Source organism: Brevibacterium sp. CSND-B09, assembly GCF_052906525.1.
The window spans coordinates 4,162,439-4,180,589 of record NZ_JBREGI010000001.1 but is presented as its reverse complement, the minus strand read 5'-3'; the positions used below and the strand labels follow the sequence as shown (position 1 = coordinate 4,180,589).

Genomic DNA, 18,151 nt, shown 5'->3' with positions numbered 1-18,151 from the left:
TCCCACATCCTCAGCTGCGGCGCGTCTTTCAGGACGGACTGCGACGCACCTTCGCCTTACCGCCGTTGACCGCGATCATCGCTGCTCCCACGATTCCGGCGTTGTTGTACAGCTTCGCCGGCTTGAGTTTCGCCCGCGTCTCGATGAGCGGCAGGAACTGGTCATGGGACTTCGAGACTCCGCCGCCGACGATGATGACATCCGGAGCGACCAGCAGTTCGATCTGCGAATAATACTGTTGCAGCCGAGCCGCCCACTCCGGATAGGTCAGTCCCAGCCGGGTCCTGACCGATTCCGCGGCCTGCGTCTCGGCATCGGCGCCGTTCATCTCGATATGGCCGAGTTCTGTGTAGGGAACCATCCGGCCGTGAGTGAACAGGGCGGTTCCGATTCCCGTGCCCAGCGTCGTCAGCAGCACCGTCTTCTTCCGGTGTTTGCGCCCGGCACCGAAGGTCATCTCGGCCAGTCCGGCGGCATCGGCATCGTTGAGGAAGTACACGGTGCGGCCCGTGCTCTCGCCGATGATGTCGGAGATGGGCGAACCGATCCAACTCTGGTCGAGGTTCGCCGTGTACTCGACGAGTCCTTCGCGGATCACGCCGGGGAATCCGCAGCCGACAGGCAGGGAGTCGATCGCGGCACGGTCGGCGACGAGTTCGAGTTCGACGGCATGTTCGCTCAGTGCATCCAACAGCGTGGCAATCGTCGCAGCCACGGCAACCGGGGTGCTCGGCTTCGGTGTAAGCTCGCGCAGCCGCTTGAACGGCAGCTTGCCCGTCACCGTGTCGACGAGTGCCGCTTTGATCCCGGTGCCGCCGATGTCGATGCCGATCGCAAAGCGTGGGGAGGTCTCCGCGCTCATATCAGCTCTCCTCGTGTGCGGGTCCGGCGGCAATCGCGGTGTCGGCATCGGGCAGAGTCAGGATATCGGCACCGGACTCGGTCACCACTAGTGTGTGCTCGAACTGAGCGGAGCGCTTGCGGTCCTTCGTCACCACGGTCCAGGAATCGTCCCAGACGTCCCAGTCGATCGTGCCGAGGTTGAGCATCGGCTCGATCGTGAAGATCATTCCCGGTTCCATCGTCTCCGCATGGGCGGGAGCCGCGTCATAGTGCGGGATGATGAGCCCGGAATGGAATTCGCGGCCGACTCCGTGCCCGCTGTAGTCGCGCACGACTCCGTAGTCGAAGCGCTTCGCGTACTTCTCGATCACCCGTCCGACGACGTTGATCTGACGTCCCGGTTTGACCGCTTTGATCCCACGCATCATCGACTCATAGGTGCGTTCGATGAGGAGACGGGACTCCTCATCGACGTCTCCGGCGGTGAATGTGTAGTTCGTGTCTCCGTGCATGCCCTGGTAGTAGGCGGTGATGTCGACATTGACGATGTCGCCGTCCTCGATGACGGTCGAATCGGGGATGCCGTGGCAGATCACCTCGTTGACGGAGGTGCACACGGATTTCGGGAAGCCCCGATAGCCCAACGTCGACGGGTACGCTCCGTGATCGCACATGAACTCGTGCGCCACCCTGTCGATGTCATCGGTGGTGATGCCGGGGACGATCATCTCGCCGACGGCGGCCAGGGCATTGGCCGCGATCCGACCGGCCGCCCGCACCACCTCGACTTCTTCGGGGCTGTAGAAATTGTTTCCCCGGCCTTCATCGGCGTCGGCGCGACCGACGTACTCCGGGCGGGGGATGTCCTTCGGCACACCGCGTTCGGGCGAAATGGTGCCGGGCGTGAGCAGGCGAGTGTGAACAGTCATGATGGTGTCGATCCTATGCTGGAAACGCGGCTTTGTCCCGCTGCCCGGTCGCCTGTCGATGCCGCGGTGCGGGACCTGTGGAGTCTAGAATCGGAAGCAGCCGTGCCAAGGAAGCGGGAGGCAGATTGAGCGACGACACGACATCGGCGGGCCACGAGTTCGCTGGACTGGGCGAAGTGGTGAGCCTGACGAGCGCGCCGCAGCAGATCGCCGACCACATCCTCTCCGGAATCGCCGTCGGAGCGCTGCCGGAAGGCACCCTGCTGCCGGGCGAACGGACGTTGGCCGCAGATCTGCAGGTGTCCCGCTCGAGCGTGCGCGCAGCCCTGCTGCGCTTAGAGCGTCTCGGGGTCGTCGAACGCCGCCGCGGCCGCGGGGGAGGGACGTTCGTCAAGACCGCCCGCCCCGAGGCGCTGGCTCCCATGGCCGGTAGAATCGACGAGTTCCATGCCGAGAGGCGGAACCTGCTTGACGCCCGCGCCGTCTTCCAGAATTCGCTGGCGGCGACCGCGGCCCTGCGACGTACCGAGGACGAGCTGAGCGAGCTCCGGGAACTGGCCGAAGTCTATTCCCAACGCGCCGAAGCGGCCGCCGCGCGCACCGCGGACGCGCAGTTCCACTTCGCCATCGCCCGTGCCGGTCACAACCCGGAACTCGTGCGCATGGCCATCGACCTCGATACGAAGATCAACGCCGGTTTCCGTCACGACCCGTTCTCGGCCGAGCTCTTCGATCACGCCGTGGACGACCACGCCGCGATCGTCGAGGCGATCGCTGCCGGAGACGCAGAAGCTGCGGGAAGACTCTGCGAGGAGCACTTCAGGTACACGACCATCGTCCCCCGCCCCTAACCCCTATTACTACCTGACGGCGGCCCAGCAACCTCGCGCGAGGTTGCTGGGCCGCCGTCAGGTAGTAATAGGGGTTCTTCAGTTGGCTAGGGCGTGGGCCACGGAGACTGCTTCGAAGCCGAATGCCTCGGCGACGTTGTCGTTCGTGACGTGCCCGTTGTGGATGTTGAGACCACGGGCCAGAGCCGAATCGTTCGACAGCGCCTTGTGCCACCCCTGGTCGGCGATCTTCACGGCAAAGGGCAGAGTCGCATTCGTCAGCGCCGCCGTGGCTGTGTTCGGCACCGCACCCGGCATGTTCGCCACGCAGTAGTAGACCGAGTTATGGACGGTGAACGTCGGATCGTCGTGAGTCGTCGGACGCGAATTCTCGAAGCAGCCGCCCTGGTCGATGGCGATATCGACGAGCACCGAGCCCGGCTTCATCCCAGAGACCATCTCGTCGGTGACGAGCTTCGGCGCCTTCTTGCCCGGGATGAGCACCGAACCGATGACGAGGTCGGCTGTGGCCAGAGACTTCGTGATCTCGTACTTATTCGACACCTTCGTGCCGATGGCACCTGCGAAGGTCTCATCGATCTGACGCAGACGCGGAATGTTGATGTCGATGACCTCGACGGTCGCTCCCAGGCCCAGAGCCATCCGGGCGGCATTCGTTCCGGCCACACCGGCACCGATGACGACGACATTCGCGCGCTCGACACCGGGGACTCCGGACAGCAGGATCCCGCGGCCGCCGTTGGCCTTGAGCAGGCTGTGAGCGCCGACCTGAGTCGACAGGCGTCCGGCGATCTCGCTCATCGGAGCGAGCAGCGGAAGTCCGCCGCCGTCGGGCTGGACGGTCTCATAGGCGATCGCGGTGGTGCCGGCCTCCATGAGAGCAGTGGTGAGCGCCTCATCCGCGGCGAGGTGGAGGTAGGTGAACAGGACGAGATCCTTGCGCAGGAAGCCGTACTCCTGGGCGATCGGCTCCTTGACCTTGAGCACGAGGTCGCCGGCTGCCCATGTGGTGGCGGCGTCGGGGGCGATCTTCGCTCCGGCAGCCTCGTATTCGGCATCGGCGATGAAGGAGCCCTCGCCGGCTCCTGCCTGCACGGTGACCTCGTGGCCGTGGGCGACGAGTTCATGGACGCCGGCAGCGGTGATGGCGACTCGGAACTCATTGTTCTTGACCTCGGTGGGCACTGAAATGCGCATGGTGTGTCCTTCTCTCCTGATCGTGTGCCGCAGGGGCGGAGGCGACCGACTTCTCCGTCGGTCGTCGATGGTGTCAACTCTATTCCTTAGAAGGTTTGGAGAGCAAACCTTTAAATCTGTTTTCGTCACCAATGATGCGAAATCAGTGCGTCTGGGTGCCAGATAACGCGGAAAACATGATTCCAGTCGGACTCAGACTGCACCAAAGATGCTGATAGGGCGCTTCCAACGCATAAGCGACACATGCCGTCAGTTCGCGACTTGAAACGGTAAGCTGAAAGCGTCAATGCAGAACCCCGCAGAGGAGAGAAGGCTCGCCATGGGACTCTACGAAGATATCGACGACCCGAACTCGAAGTACTACTTCAACCTCGAGACGAACACCGTGGAAAAGGGCCTGGTCAGCGACTGGACCCACCGCATGGGGCCCTACGAGACCGAGGAAGTCGCCCGCGCCGCCCTGGAGAAGGCGCGTGAACGCAATCAGCAGTGGGACGAAGACGACGAGAAGTGGAACGGCTGAATAGATGTCGCGTCAGGAGGAATTCGTTCTCAGGACCGTCGAGGATCGTGAAGTGCGATTCATCCGACTCTGGTTCACTGATGTCCTGGGACAGCTGAAGTCCGTGGCCATCGTCCCCGCCGAACTCGAAGGCGCCTTCTCCGAAGGCATCGGATTCGACGGCTCGGCAGTCGAAGGACTGTCCCGCGTGTTCGAGGCCGATATGGTGCTCAAGCCCGACCCCTCGACGTTCTCTCTGCTGCCCTGGCGCGGGGAGACCGAGCCCACCGGGAGGATGTTCTGCGATATCCACGTGCCCGGGGGAGAGCCGGCGCCGGCCGATCCGCGCAACGTCCTCAAACGCACTCTGGCCAAAGCCGCCGAACGCGGCTTCACCTTCTATGTGCATCCTGAGATCGAGTTCTACCTCTTCAAGACCGACAACCTCGATCCTGTCTCCGGGATCAGCGACGGCACAGCCCCGATGCCCGTCGACACAGCCGGCTACTTCGACCATGTCAACGGGGGAACGGCCAATGATTTCCGGCGCGAAGCTGTCACCATGCTCGAGGCGATGGGGCTGTCCGTGGAGTTCTCCCATCATGAGGCCGGGCCCGGTCAGAACGAGATCGACCTGCGCTACGCCGACGCGCTGACCATGGCCGACAACGTCATGACGTTCCGGTCGGTCATCAAAGAGGTCGCGATCTCCCAAGGCGTCTACGCTTCGTTCATGCCCAAGCCGATGGCCGATCACCCAGGCAATGGGATGCACACGCACGTCTCCCTGTTCGAGGGCGAGAACAATGCCTTCTTCGAACCGGGGGCCGAATATCAGCTGTCGAAGACCGGCCGACAGTTCATCGCCGGACTGCTCACCCACGCCGCCGAGATCTCGGCAGTGACCAACCAGCACGTGAACTCCTATAAACGCCTCTGGACCGGCCATGAAGCTCCGTCGTACATCTCCTGGGGCCACCGCAACCGTTCTGCTCTCGTGCGGGTCCCGCAGTACAACTCCGGAAAGTCCTCATCCGCCCGCGTCGAGTACCGTGCTCTGGACTCCTCGGCCAACCCGTACCTGTCGTATGCGCTTATGCTCGCAGCGGGACTCAAGGGGATCGAAGAGGGCTACGAACTGCCCGAAGAGGCCGAGGACAACGTCTGGCTGCTCTCTTCCACCGAACGTCGGGCGATGGGGATCGAAGCGCTGCCGCGCAGTCTGTCCCATGCCCTGGAGCTGATGGAGGGATCGGATCTCGTCGCCGAGACCCTGGGCGAAGAGGTGTTCGACTTCTTTCTGCGCAACAAACGGCAGGAATGGACCGATTACCGCGCGCAGGTGACTCCATATGAGCTCGCGAAGCACTTCACCTCGATGTGATGGCCGCTATCACCTCACGCACGACCAGCGTCCCGGAGGCCACCTCTCGGTTCCTCCATGAGCTCGATGAGCTCCTCGGCGTCCCTCTGGCCACTGATTCGCGGTTCGTTGATCTCCTCATGGCAACCCCGGATCCGCATGGAGCGGCGCTGGGTCTGCTGCGCGTGATCGAGGCCGCGGGGGAGGGTTCCGCGGCCCTGCTGGACGCAGTGCGGACCGGATCGAAGAGCGAGCTGGCCGAGGACGAACTCAACCGCCCCCTCCTGGCCCGGCTCCTCGCGGTCGTCGGCACCTCGGAGGCGATGGTCGACCATCTGGTCCGGCATCCCGACTCCCTGCCGCTGCTGCTCGTTCCCGACCCGTTCCTGCTGATCTCCACGCCTGCCGCCTCGGCGGTGTCCCTGCGAGCAGAGATGCTCACGGTCCTCGGTGCGGACCCCGAGGACCCGGCTCCGCGCGCGACTGTGACCGGAGATGACGGGGTCAAGGCGCTGCGAAGGAACTACCGGGATGCGGTGCTTCGCCTCGTCGCCGATGATCTGTCGGCGGAGTCTCCGGACGAAATCGTCGACCAAGTCATGGCAGTCCTCTCCGACCTGGCCGCCGCTGCCCTCGACGCGGCGCTGGCCATCGCACGAGCCGAACTCGACGAGGCGGCCGACATCCGTCTGGCGGTCATCGCCTTGGGTAAGACCGGAGCACGAGAACTCAACTACGTCTCCGATGTCGATGTCGTCTTCGTTCTCGATTCCGCCGAGACCGAAGGGGCCAGGAGCCTGGCCACCGACCTCGCCCAACGCATGCGCGGCATCCTCTCCGATGCCGGTGGTGAGCCTGCACTGTGGGAAGTCGATACGGCGCTGCGCCCCGAAGGCAAAGCCGGAGCGCTCGTGCGTACGCTGTCGGAGTTCGAGCACTATTACGCCGATATCGCGGAGAACTGGGAATTCCAGGCCCTCCTCAAGGCCCGACCGGTGGCCGGCGATGTCGAAGTGGGGGAGGCGTTCTCCCAGTCACTCCTGCCCTTGGTCTGGCAGGCGGCCAGCCGTCCCGGCTTCATCGACGGGATCCGTGCGATGCGTCGGCGCGTCGTAGACCTCATCCCGGCGGTCGAAGCCCCGCGTCAGATCAAACTGGGTCGCGGCGGTTTGCGTGATGTCGAGTTCTCCGCACAGATGCTCCAGCTCGTCCATGGACGCAATGATGAGGACATCCGCACCCCGAATACGCTCGTCGCCCTCGGTGAACTCGGAGAACATGGCTATATCGGGCAGCAGGACGCCTCTGTCTTCTCCACTGCATACCGGTTCATGCGTGTCGTCGAACACCGAGTGCAGATCCCGAGGATGATGCGCAATGCGCTCATCCCCGATGATGAGGCCAAACTTCGGTCGTTGGCCCGTTCCGTCTTCCGGTCCGGATCTCGGACCGGGGATCGCCTCGAAGAGGCCCGCCGCGACTATGCCAAACAGGTCACCCGCCTCCACGAACAGATCTTCTATCGGCCCATCCTCGAGGCGGCTGTCGGCGTCCACGGCGCCGTCGTCGATGCACAGAAGCGCGGGTCGAGCCTGCAGGCTGCCGCCGACCGTCTTCAGGCGTTCGGATACGTGGACCCACAAGGAGCTTTGGGCCATATCAAGGCGCTGACGACTGGTATGTCACGCACTGCCATGGTCATCAAGCAGGTGCTTCCGGCCCTGCTCGATTGGTTCTCCGATGGAGTCGAGCCCGACCGAGCACTGCTGGCCTTCCGCCGGCTGAGCGAATCGCTGTCCTCCTCCGGCTGGTTCCTCAAGATGCTCCGCGACTCCGGTCTGGCGGCCAAATCTGTGGCCGAAGTGCTCTCCCTGTCCGGATATGCGACGGAACTTCTGCTGCGCCAGCCCGCCGCTGTCGCCTGGTTGGACCGCCATGAGAACCTTAAGGCCCGTGACCTGGAAATTCTCAATGCTGAGGTCGATGGACTGCTCAAGCGCCATGGCGCCGAGGCGGTCACTCCGATCCGTGAGACCTACAGTCGTGAACTTCTGCGGATCGCGTTGCGCGACGTCCTCGGGGTCGGGGACCGAGTCGCCATACCCGGTGATCTCTCCGACCTCATGGACCTGGCGGTCAGAGGTGCCCTGCAGGCGGTGCGAGCAGACCTCGACGGGTCCGAGACCCCGGACTACGAATTCGCAATCATCGCCATGGGCCGGTGGGGCGGACGGGAGATCGGCTACTTCTCGGACGCCGATGCGATGTTCGTCTACCGTCCCGTGTCAGACGACCTCGACGCCGAGGCGCGCGGAAGGCTGAGCAAGCACGTGACGAAGGTGGCCCTCCAGCTGTCGACTCGCCTCAAGGCCAGCGAAGGCGCTCAAGGGGTCGATCTCGATGCTGATCTGCGTCCGGAGGGCAAGAACGGCCCCTTGGTGCGCAGCTTCTCGTCTTACCAGGCCTATTACGCAAAGTGGTCCCAACCGTGGGAGGCGCAGGCGCTGCTGCGGGCCAGGCCGGTGGCAGGCGATGACGGCCTCATCGCCGACTACCTGGCGCTCATCGATCCGCTGCGCTATCCCTCGGAGATGCCGCAGAAGGCACTGACGCAGGTGCGCACTCTCAAGGCGCGGATGGAAGACGAGCGACTGCCGCGCAATGCCGATAAGCGACGACATCTCAAGCTCGGCCGGGGAAGCCTCTCCGATGTCGAATGGACCGTTCAGCTTCTGCAGCTCCAGCACGGGCATCAGGTGGAAGGGCTGCGCACGACCTCGACGCTGACGGCCCTCGACGTGGCCGCTGACGGGGGTCTGCTGCCGACCGAGGATGCCGAACAGCTGGCCGCTGCCTGGCAGCTGGCCACCGATGTGCGTTCGGCCGTGATGCTCTTCCGTGGGCGCACCGCCGAGTCGCTGCCGGCCGATCATACCGAGCTCGAGGCCACAGCCCGCCTGCTCGGTTATCCGGCTGGGGCGGGCCATGACCTCGAAGACGACTATCTGCGCACCACCAGGCACGCACGTTCAGTGATGGAACACCGCTTCTACGACTTCTGATTCTCCAGGTGCGGCAGTCCGCCTACGTGCGATCTGCCGCTCCCGGTCATCGGCCGAATCAGCTGACAGTTGATGTGCTCAGTCGTCGAATTCGAGTCCGAGCAGGGCGTTTTCGACCACCTCGGGCAGGGCGGGGTGGATCCAGTACTGGCCGGTTGCCACCTCGTCGGCTTTCTGGCCGAAGGCCATGGCCTGGATGAGCGGTTGAATGAGCATCGAGGCTTCGTGACCGACGATATGAGCGCCGAGGATGCGCCTGGTGCTGCGATCGGCGATGATCTTCACGATTCCCGGATCATCGGCCATCGCCCAACCGTAGGCGACATCGGAGAACTTCTGCACCTTGATCGTGACGTCGTGTCCGGCATCAATGGCCTCTGCTTCGGTCATGCCCACATAGGCGACCTGTGGGGAGGAGAAGACGGCACCGGGAACGGCATGGTGATTGACTGCGGCGAGGTCGTTCCCCCGAGCACTGCCGGGCAACCCTGCGGCAACGTCTGCGGTCAGATTGCGGCCGACGATCTTCGCTTCGTGGTTGGCGACGTGTTTGAGCTGGTGGGGTGAGGAGATGTCTCCGAGAGCGAATACTCCGGGAACGGGCTGACCGCCCGAGAGGACTCTTTGGTGCTCGTCCACGGACAGGCGGTTGCCGTCGGTGATGTCGAAACCGGCGGCCTCGACGTCGAGCTCGGCGGTGTTGGGAACCCTTCCCGTGGCCACGAGCAATCCGTCGGCGGTGATCGTCTCCGGCAGGTCCGCCTCGGCGAGGCGACCGCTGGGTTCGAGGGTCAATGTGACTTCACCGTCGGCGATGTCGATCTGCTTGGACTGAGCACCGTGGAGGACGGTGTGGGAGGAGTCGAAGATGCGAGTGAACTCGTCGGCGGCCTCCTCGTCGATATTGCCCAGGAGGCGGGGGCCGCGGGCGAGGACGGTCACCTCGGTGCCGAGGGCGGCGAAGACGTGGGCGAATTCCATGGCGATGATCCCGGAGCCGATGATGACCAGTCGCTTCGGCTGTGCGGCGCGGCGCATCACCGTGTTCGATGTGAACACCGGATAGTCATCGGTGTCGATGCGGGCTGAGTCGAGCCCGGCGATGTCGGGGATGATCGGGTGGGCGCCGGCGGCGATGACGATGCGTTCGGCGGTGATCTCCTCACCGGAGGCGGTGCGCACGGTCTTCTGCCCGGTGAAGTGAACATGTTCAGCGACAACGGTGATATTGGGCTGGCGGTCGCTGCTGCGGTACTCGCGTCCTCCGGATTCGATCGCGTCGATGCGGGAGAAGATGCGGTCCTGGAGTCCGGCCCAATCCACTTTCGGGTGGGTCGAGGTGAGGTTGTATCGATCGGCTTGGGCGGCCTGCTCGGCGAGGGTGGCGGGGTAGACGAACATCTTCGTCGGGATGCACCCGACGTTGAGGCAGGTACCGCCGAAGTGCCATTCCTCGGCGATGGCGGTCTTCAGTCCGGCGAACCGCTTGTCGAGGAACATGTTTCCCGATCCGGTGCCGATGAGCAGCAGGTCATAATGCGTCAAAGTCCATCCCTCCGATGGTGCGTGATCCGACCGGCCGCGTCGACGGCCGCAGAGCCGAAAGGGCGCCACGGGTGATAACCCGTGACGCCCTCACTCTATTCCACCCGGCGGCGGGATCTCAGTTCACCTGGAATCGACCGCCGACCGAGGTCAGAGTGCGTAGTAGAGCTCGAACTCGGTCGGTGTCGGACGCAGACGAGCAACATCGAGTTCGTTCTCACGCTTGATGCGGATCCACGTCTCGATGAGGTCGGGAGTGAACACATCGCCGGCGGTGAGGAAGTCGTGGTCCTTCTCGAGCTCGTTGAGCGCCTCGTCGAGGGTGCCGGGGACGAGCTTGATGTCCTTGGCCTCCTCGGGCGGGAGCTCGTAGAGGTCCTTGTCGATGGGCTCCGGCGGTTCGATGCGGTTGCGGATACCGTCGAGCCCGGCCATGAGCTGGGCCGAGAAGGCGAGGTAGGGGTTCGACGAGGGGTCCGGAACGCGGAACTCGAGCCGTTTGGCCTTCGGCGAGGAACCGGTCACCGGAATGCGGATCGCGGCAGAACGGTTGCGCGCGGAGTAGACGAGATTGACCGGAGCCTCATAGCCGGGCACCAGGCGGCGGTAGGAGTTGATAGTCGGGTTCGTGAACGCCAGCACCGCGCCGGCGTGCTCGATGAGTCCGCCGATGTACCAGCGAGCCAGGTCGGAGAGCCCGCCGTAGCCGTTCTCGTCGTAGAACAGCGGCTCGCCGTTCTTCCACAGCGACTGGTGGCAGTGCATGCCGGAGCCGTTGTCGTCGAAGAGCGGCTTGGGCATGAAGGTCGCGGACTTGCCGAGCTCGAAAGCGGTGTTCTTGATCACGTACTTGAAGTCGAGCAGCTGATCGCCTGCGTGCTGGAGCGTCTTGAACTTGTAGTTGATCTCCTGCTGACCGGCGGTGCCGACCTCATGGTGCGCCCGCTCCATCTCGAAGCCGATCTCCTCGAGCGTCAGCGACATCTTGTCGCGGACATCTGCGTACTGATCCTGCGGCGAGACCGGGAAGTAGCCGCCCTTGAACGGGGTCTTGTAGCCCTGGTTTCCGCCGACCTCATCAGAGCCGGTGTTCCACGCAGCTTCCTGTGAGCCGATCTTGTAGAAGCTGCCGCCGGGAGTGTTCTCGTAGCGGATGGAGTCGAAGAGGTAGAACTCGGCCTCGGCGCCGAAGAAGACAGTGTCGGCGATCCCAGTGGATTCGAGGTAGGCCTCGGCCTTGGCCGCGACCTGCCGGGGATCGCGGGAGTAGGGCTCATCGGTGAACGGATCGACGATCGAGTGCGTGACGACCAGCGTCTTGGCCTCACGGAAGGGGTCGATGTACGCGGAGGTGACATCGGCCAGCAGTTTCATATCGGATTCGTGGATGCCCTGGAAGCCTGTGATGGAGGACCCGTCGAAGAGCAGACCTTCGGTGATCTCCTCGGTGCCGTATGAGGCGGCGGGGAGATTGAAGTGCTGGACCACACCGGGCAGGTCGCAGAACCGGACATCGACGAATTTGACGTCATTGTCCGATATGTAGTTGACGAGTTCTTCAGCAGACGAGAACACTTAGGTCTCCTAGTTCGTGTACGGTGGCCGTTTGTCCTGACCACGGTCAATCTTAGTCGCCGAAGAATGAAGTGGTGATGTCGACCATGTTTCGGGCATGTTTCCTGAGGATCCACTCAGGCCGGATTTCGTAGGCTGGGGGAGTGATCAATCGTGACGACCTTGGTTCCTGGCTCGAAGGACCCCGGTTCGACAGGGAAGAAGACGACTGGCCCGGAAAGCGGCTGGGTCTGCCTGTCAACGGCTCGCATTCTCTGGCCCCGGCGTGGAAGCGAATCCTCGCCCTGCTCGTCGACTGGCTGATGTGTCTGGCGATCGCCAATCTCATCGATCCGGCGAATCCGATCCTCGCGCCCGCGTTCTTCGCCCTCGAGAATTTCGTGCTTGTGGGAACTCTCGGGTATTCGGTTGGCCATCGTCTCTTCGGCATCGAAGTCCGGCGCCTCGACGGCCACGTGCCGGGACTGCTCAAGTCGCTCATCCGCTCAGTCCTCGTCGTGCTCGTCATTCCGGCGCTCATCTTCAACCGCGACAACCGCGGAGTCCACGACCTTGCGGCAGGAACCGTCATCCTCCGCCGCTGACCTCCCAATTGCTACCTGACGGCTGTGAGTCTTGGTAGTGGCTGGTCTGGGACCGGCTGGCAGAGTAGGTGTTGGCCTCTCCATCCCGTGATCGTGACTCAACCTGGCGGTGACCCACCCCCCTTTTGGTGGTGTCTTCGGGCCGATTTGTCCGATCACATGGGTGGTGCGGCCGGCACCGACTCGGCCCACCTCGGTAACTTGATCAGAAGGCTGTCCGCCCCTTGCCGGGGCGTGACTCATCACAGTGTTGTTCCGAAGTGACCTCATCCCGGACCGGTACCGGCCGCAAGCGGCCGCACAACCTATCGGTCAAACAGGGAGCTTCGAACCGCTATGTCCATTGTCGCGCACTTATACAACTTCTTCATCGGCGTCGATACACACGCCAGAAAACACGTCTACACGATCATCACCAACACCGGCATCCTCGTGGCTACCGGCAGCTTCCCGACATCTCGGGCCGGCATCAAACGGGCCCTGACCTGGGCAGGCCGGTGGACGAAAGGTGACCTCGACACCCTGTGGGTCGTGGAAGGAACCGCATCCTACGGGGCGGTGCTGACCGGTCATATCGCCACGACCGAATACCCCGTGGTCGAAGCTGGACGCATGGATGCCAAAGCCCGGTACGGCGTGGGTAAGAGCGATGAGCTCGACTCCTACCGGATCGCGAAGTCCGTGCTGGCGCTACACACCGACCAGCTGCGGTGGCCACGCCAAGGCGAAGGAGTCCGCCAGGGCCTGCGCGTGCTGTTGGCAGCCCGGGACGCGATGACCACCGAACGGACCCGGATGATCAACTCCCTGACCGCGTTGGTGCGCACTGTCGCTCTGGGAATTGATGCCCGTAACTCGTTGACCGATGCCCAGTTCGTCGAGATCTCGAAGTGGCGGTCGAGGAAGGAAGACATCGGCCTGGCCACGTCCCGGGACGAAGCGGTCCGTTTAGCTCAACGCGTCCTCGATCTTGATGACGATCTGCAGGACAACCATGACAAGCTCGCTGAACTTGTTGAGGCCAGTCCGGCGGCAGTCTTGCTGGCCGAACCCGGGATCGGTACGTTCACTGCCGCGGTGTTCTTCACCGCCTGGTCGCATCCGGGACGAGTCCGTAACGCGGCTGCGTTCGCAGCCCTGGCAGGGGCGAATCCGATCCCTGCTTCGTCGGGCAACACGCAACGACACCGGTTGAACAGGGGTGGGGATCGGCAGTTGAACCGGGCCCTGCACACGGTGATCACGAACCGGATGATCCACGATGAGAGAACCAGGGATTATGTTGCCCAGCGCTTTGGTGAGGACCCGACGAAGAAGTCGAAGAGGGAGCTCAAGCGCAAGCTCAAATGGTATCTCGCGCGTCGAGTTTTCAAGATTCTCAACGGGCTAGAAACAATTCCCACGCCGGCTTGACAGACATAGAAGGATCGGCCCAGCAACCTCGCGCGAGGTTGCTGGGCCGCCGTCAGGTAGTAAGAGGGGAATGGACGGGAATGGGAAGCGGCGCCGACTCTCGTTGAGTCGGCGCCGCTTTCTTTCGCCTCGGCCGTGGGATTTCGGCGGAGGGGATGCGGATCAGCGTCCGCGCATCGCCTTGTGGTTCGGGCGGGCCTTGTTCGGGTCGATGCCCTTCGGGATCGGCGGGCGCGTGCCCTGCGTCCCGAGAGCAGCCAGACGATTGCGCACGGCCAGGACCTCGGCGCGGTTGAGCTTGCGCGGCAGCTTCTGCACGGCCGGGACGACCTGCTTCATCGCGAGCTGGCCCTCTTCCTTGCCACCCTGGAAGGTGTGGACCGGAACATTGGGGAGGATGCGCTCGTGGCGCTTCTTCTCCTTGGCCAGCAGCTTCGCGCTGCGTCCCTTCGGACCTTCGCTCAGCAGCACGACGCCGGCGCGACCGGTCGATCGGAACACGAGGTCGCGGCTCTTCGGATCGACGGCGATGGGCTTCTCATCCATCAGGTATCCGCGGCGGGCCGTGTTGAGAACGGCGCCGAAGGCTCCGGGCTGTCCGTCCATCTGAGCGAAAGCGGCGGTCTCGGCGAAGCGGCCGAGCATGAACATGCCCAACAGCAGACCGACCATGAAGCCGAGGATCGTCGTGAAGATCGCGGTGGTGCCGCCGATGAGCAGACCGATCAGCAGACCGATGAGCGTGCATCCGAGGATCGCCGCAGCCAGCAGCCACGGGGTCGCTTTGTTATGTTTGGCGGACAGCTCGTAGACCTGACGCATCTGCGCCAGTCGGCCGGGCTTCTTGTTCGGATCCTTTGGCTTGCGCCGGAAGAGTCCCTTACGCGGTTCTTCGCTCATTCTCTCACTTGCTCTTGAGGGGCGTTGCGGCGTCGCCTCCGGTAATCAGGGGGAGGCCGACGCTCATTGCTCAGCAGTCAAGTCTACCTCTTCGCCGGGGCCGAAGGTATCCACAACGGCCTGCGCCTCCTGCTTGGCGGGGGTGTGCTTGTCCAGGTGCGCCAGATGCGAGGGGATCTCCTCTCCGCGGCGGCGCATGGCGGTGGCCCACAGGCGGCCTGCACGGTACGACGAACGCACGAGCGGACCCGACATGACGCCGAGGAAGCCGATCTCCTCTGCAGCATCGCGCAGCATCACGAAGTCGGCGGGCTTGACCCACCGGGTGACGGGATGGTGCCGAGGAGAGGGACGCAGGTACTGCGTGATGGTGATGAGGTCGCAGCCGGCATCGTGGAGGTCCTGCAGTGCGGAGATGATCTCGTCGTTCGTCTCACCCATCCCGAGGATGAGGTTCGATTTCGTGACCAGGCCGGCCTCGCGGGCCTGAGTGATCACCGACAGCGATCGTTCGTAGCGGAATGCGGGACGGATGCGCTTGAAGATGCGCGGAACCGTTTCGACATTGTGCGCGAGCACTTCAGGTCGGGAGGAGAACACCTCGGCGAGCTGATCCGGCTTGGCATTGAAATCGGGGATGAGCAGCTCCACGCCGGTGCCGCGTCCGTCGACATACGAGAGGTCGTGGATCTGGCGCACGGTCTCTGCATAGAGCCAGGCGCCGCCGTCTTCGAGGTCGTCTCGTGCCACACCGGTGATCGTCGAGTAGCGCAGACCCATCTCCGCCACCGAGGCGGCCACGCGGCGAGGTTCGTCAGCGTCGAATTCAGCCGGTCGGCCGGTGTCGATCTGGCAGAAGTCACAGCGCCGGGTGCACTGTTCGCCGCCGATGAGGAAGGTCGCTTCGCGATCTTCCCAGCATTCGAAGATGTTCGGGCAGCCTGCCTCTTCGCAGACCGTGTGCAGCTCCTGCTTGCGCACGAGCGACTTCAGTGCGGTGTATTCGGGGCCGATATGGGCCTTCGCTTTGATCCAGGCCGGCTTGTCCTCGATGGGAGTCTCGGAGTTGCGGGCTTCGACGCGGAGCATGCGGCGGCCCTCTGGTGCGATCGTCATCTGAGTTCTCCTAAGCGGTGATGGTCTCGTGCAGGATTTCGTCGAGTCGCTGCGCCACATCTTCGGGAGTGACGGTCCGACCGAGCTCAGCACTGATGGACGTGGTGTCGGCGTCTGTGATCCCACACGGGATGATGGACTCATAGGCGCCGAGGTCGTTGCTGCAGTTCAGGGCCAGGCCGTGCATCGTCACGCCTTCGTGGATGCGGATGCCGATGGCACCGATCTTGCGGTCGCGACGGAGTTCGTCGCCGCGCAGCCAGACACCGGCCCGGCCCTCGATCGTGGTCGCCTCGATCTCGTATTCGGAGAGCAGTCGGATCATCGCGTCCTCGAGTTGGGACACGAAGAGTCGGACCTCTTTGGGGTCGTTGAGCTTGTAGATGCAGTAGGCGACCAGCTGTCCGGGACCGTGCCAGGTGATCTTCCCGCCGCGGTCGACGTCGATGACATCTGTGCCGTCGGTCGGTCGTTCGAAGTCCTCGGTGCGCTTGCCGGCCGTATAGACCGGGGAATGCTCGAGGAGTAGGATCGTCGATCGACGGTCGCCGGCGAGCACTTCGTCGTGGTATCTCTTCTGCAATTCCCAAGTCTGCCGATAGTCCGAGAGGACAGGGGCGAACCCGAGCGTTTCTGTGGCCAGGGGCATGGCTCCACACTATGACTCTTGACCCCAGTGTTCAATTTGTTTCCAATCACATCTGGCGACCTCCACCGAGGCTGTGGCCCTTGACACATAACGACATCGGCGAGCATCATTAAACAACACTAAATGCGACTGATCATCATCAACGGAGATGACGAACCATGACATGGGAGTTCCAAGCAACGATCGCGGATGATATCCATCGCGTCGTCGATTCCGACGGTCGCAGTGCATGGGGCGTCGTGCACAATGATTTCGATGCCGACGACCCCCGTGTTCTCGCCCTCACCGAGGTGGCTCTTCCGACCGGCGCCCGTTCCCTTCTCATCGTCCCCGCTTCGCCCGGTGGTCTCGTCCTCGACGTGATCCGCACCTATCAGGGACTGACCGAGGCCGAGCTGTGCACCCTGTTCCTGGGCATCATCGAGGAGCTCACGACGTGCACGCGACCAGAGGATCGGCTCACTCTGTCCGCGTTCTCCCTCGACGCCCACGGTCGACCGGTCCTCATTCCCGGAGTCTCGGCGCCCATTGCGACGACACCGCGCCGCGCCGTGGGAGAGATGATCTATCACGCCGTCCACGGGCGGCCGTGGGCCGAGGTGCTGCTTCCCGTCGACCTCGCTCTGTCCGAGTCATCGTCGGCTCTGCGGTCGCTCGTCGCAGGCCTCCTGGACGATGCGGCGTCCGAAATCGTGTTGGGCACCGCCCTCGCCGAGGCGGCGGATTCCCTTCGTACACTCGACCGTCCCGCTGCGCTTCCAATGGTGCCTGCCGAGAGCGGAACGTCGCCGGAATCGGCCCTCACGGCTCGTCTGCGCGTGGCAACCGGACTCAGACCGCACCGGCGATCCGAGGAGGACAGCGGTTCGACGCACAGCGCACCGGCCCCGCCTCTGCGCGGAGGCGGAGTGACTCCGCTGCGCGCCGAGGCGAAGAGCTCGCGACGCTCGAGACGTGATCGCCGACGCGCAGGCGGCCGAAAGGAGTGGATGGTACCGCTGCTGGGCTCCGTGGGCTCCCTGTGGACCCGCCTGCGGGCGGTGGACCTGCATCGTGTGTTCGGTCACGGCACCCTGCTCATCGGCCTCGCCGTGTGCCTGACGGTTCTGGGCGGAGTCGTCGTCTGGTCCTCATGGTCGTCCACCGCGGCCGTGAGCGGAGAAGAGGCGCCGTCCGCCGAGGGGGCGACCCGGCCGCCCGAAGCGACGTCGACGCCGAGCGCAGACGACGTGTCCGCCGTCCTCGAGGAACTGTGCGAGTCACGCGCAGCAGCTCTCAGCAATGGCGACGAGGCGGCTCTGAAGGCACTGACGGTGCCCGACTCGGCTGCCGCAGCAGCCGATGAGCTCATCGATCCCTCGGCGTATGCCGACTCCGACTATTCGATCGATGTCGAGGACGTGGAGATCGTCGCCGCCGACGATGACCGGGTGGTCGCCTCGGCGCTTATGCGGTCGAGCGGAGGCACCGGGGCCGCCCTGGTGGAGTTCGCCGAGCAGACCGTCGAGTTCGAACTGCACAGAGTCGAGGGTACATGGCTCGTAGCGGAGGTCCGGGAGGCGACGACGCGGTGAATGGCCCGAGGGGCCGACCACGAATGGTCGGCCCCTCGATCAGGTGTG

The 18,151-nt window shown here is 63.9% G+C and carries 15 protein-coding genes; 7 read left to right on the top strand and 8 right to left on the bottom strand.

The window, feature by feature from the left end; all coding sequences use genetic code 11:
* Window positions 1–28: 28 nt before the first annotated feature.
* Both ppgK and map read right to left on the bottom strand, forming a co-directional pair.
* Entirely contained in the window at window positions 29–862 is an 834-nt protein-coding gene (gene ppgK / locus ACU4IU_RS18660; protein ID WP_139467169.1) for a polyphosphate--glucose phosphotransferase, read from the bottom strand.
* A gap of 1 nt (window position 863) precedes the next feature.
* Entirely contained in the window at window positions 864–1,772 is a 909-nt protein-coding gene (map, locus tag ACU4IU_RS18655) for a type I methionyl aminopeptidase (protein ID WP_139908003.1), read from the bottom strand.
* Between the two features lie 125 nt (window positions 1,773–1,897).
* Here map and ACU4IU_RS18650 point away from each other — a divergent pair, with 125 nt between their 5' ends.
* Window positions 1,898–2,623: a FadR/GntR family transcriptional regulator gene (locus ACU4IU_RS18650; RefSeq protein WP_139467171.1), complete on the top strand. Its 726-nt coding sequence runs from the start codon at window positions 1,898–1,900 to the stop codon at window positions 2,621–2,623.
* 78 nt (window positions 2,624–2,701) lie between these two features.
* Here the strand turns inward: ACU4IU_RS18650 and ald are convergent, their stop codons facing one another.
* Entirely contained in the window at window positions 2,702–3,820 is a 1,119-nt protein-coding gene (ald, locus tag ACU4IU_RS18645) for an alanine dehydrogenase (protein WP_139467172.1), read from the bottom strand.
* Window positions 3,821–4,139: 319 nt separating this feature from the next.
* Here ald and ACU4IU_RS18640 point away from each other — a divergent pair, with 319 nt between their 5' ends.
* From ACU4IU_RS18640 to ACU4IU_RS18630, 3 genes are read left to right on the top strand one after another with little or no spacing between them, the layout of a single operon-like run.
* On the top strand, window positions 4,140–4,343 hold the full coding sequence (locus ACU4IU_RS18640) for a hypothetical protein (protein ID WP_062242447.1): 204 nt from the start codon (window positions 4,140–4,142) through the stop codon (window positions 4,341–4,343).
* Between the two features lie 4 nt (window positions 4,344–4,347).
* The gene (gene glnA / locus ACU4IU_RS18635) at window positions 4,348–5,706 is read left to right on the top strand and encodes a type I glutamate--ammonia ligase (protein ID WP_062242448.1); all 1,359 of its coding nucleotides are present in this window, start codon (window positions 4,348–4,350) and stop codon (window positions 5,704–5,706) included.
* Entirely contained in the window at window positions 5,706–8,747 is a 3,042-nt protein-coding gene (locus tag ACU4IU_RS18630; protein ID WP_139467173.1) for a bifunctional [glutamine synthetase] adenylyltransferase/[glutamine synthetase]-adenylyl-L-tyrosine phosphorylase, read from the top strand. Before glnA (ACU4IU_RS18635) ends, ACU4IU_RS18630 begins: the two co-directional genes overlap by 1 nt.
* Window positions 8,748–8,825: 78 nt before the next feature.
* Here the strand turns inward: ACU4IU_RS18630 and ACU4IU_RS18625 are convergent, their stop codons facing one another.
* Together ACU4IU_RS18625 and glnA (ACU4IU_RS18620) are read right to left on the bottom strand one after the other, a co-directional pair.
* On the bottom strand, window positions 8,826–10,292 hold the full coding sequence (locus tag ACU4IU_RS18625) for a mycothione reductase (RefSeq protein WP_139467174.1): 1,467 nt from the start codon (window positions 10,290–10,292) through the stop codon (window positions 8,826–8,828).
* 150 nt (window positions 10,293–10,442) lie between these two features.
* Window positions 10,443–11,867, bottom strand: a complete 1,425-nt coding sequence (gene glnA / locus ACU4IU_RS18620; RefSeq protein WP_101547431.1) for a type I glutamate--ammonia ligase — start codon at window positions 11,865–11,867, stop codon at window positions 10,443–10,445.
* Window positions 11,868–12,010: 143 nt separating this feature from the next.
* Between glnA (ACU4IU_RS18620) and ACU4IU_RS18615 the strand changes: the two genes are divergently transcribed.
* Together ACU4IU_RS18615 and ACU4IU_RS18610 are read left to right on the top strand one after the other, a co-directional pair.
* Window positions 12,011–12,451 (top strand): RDD family protein, encoded by a 441-nt coding sequence (locus ACU4IU_RS18615; protein ID WP_139908007.1) that lies wholly within the window; start codon window positions 12,011–12,013, stop codon window positions 12,449–12,451.
* A gap of 336 nt (window positions 12,452–12,787) precedes the next feature.
* Window positions 12,788–13,864, top strand: coding sequence for an IS110 family transposase (locus tag ACU4IU_RS18610; protein WP_139470449.1), 1,077 nt, complete (start codon window positions 12,788–12,790; stop codon window positions 13,862–13,864).
* 162 nt (window positions 13,865–14,026) lie between these two features.
* Here ACU4IU_RS18610 and ACU4IU_RS18605 read toward each other — a convergent pair whose 3' ends face one another.
* The 3 genes from ACU4IU_RS18605 to lipB form a co-directional block, all read right to left on the bottom strand.
* Window positions 14,027–14,764 (bottom strand): DUF4191 domain-containing protein, encoded by a 738-nt coding sequence (locus ACU4IU_RS18605; RefSeq protein WP_139467176.1) that lies wholly within the window; start codon window positions 14,762–14,764, stop codon window positions 14,027–14,029.
* A 63-nt stretch (window positions 14,765–14,827) separates the two neighbouring features.
* Window positions 14,828–15,880, bottom strand: coding sequence for a lipoyl synthase (lipA, locus tag ACU4IU_RS18600; protein WP_092013963.1), 1,053 nt, complete (start codon window positions 15,878–15,880; stop codon window positions 14,828–14,830).
* 10 nt (window positions 15,881–15,890) lie between these two features.
* Complete coding sequence (gene lipB / locus ACU4IU_RS18595; protein WP_139467178.1) at window positions 15,891–16,529, bottom strand: lipoyl(octanoyl) transferase LipB; 639 nt, start codon at window positions 16,527–16,529, stop codon at window positions 15,891–15,893.
* 158 nt (window positions 16,530–16,687) lie between these two features.
* On the opposite strand from lipB, the gene ACU4IU_RS18590 reads away from it, so the two are divergent.
* Window positions 16,688–18,103, top strand: a complete 1,416-nt coding sequence (locus tag ACU4IU_RS18590; protein ID WP_446657546.1) for a hypothetical protein — start codon at window positions 16,688–16,690, stop codon at window positions 18,101–18,103.
* Window positions 18,104–18,151 lie beyond the last annotated feature (48 nt).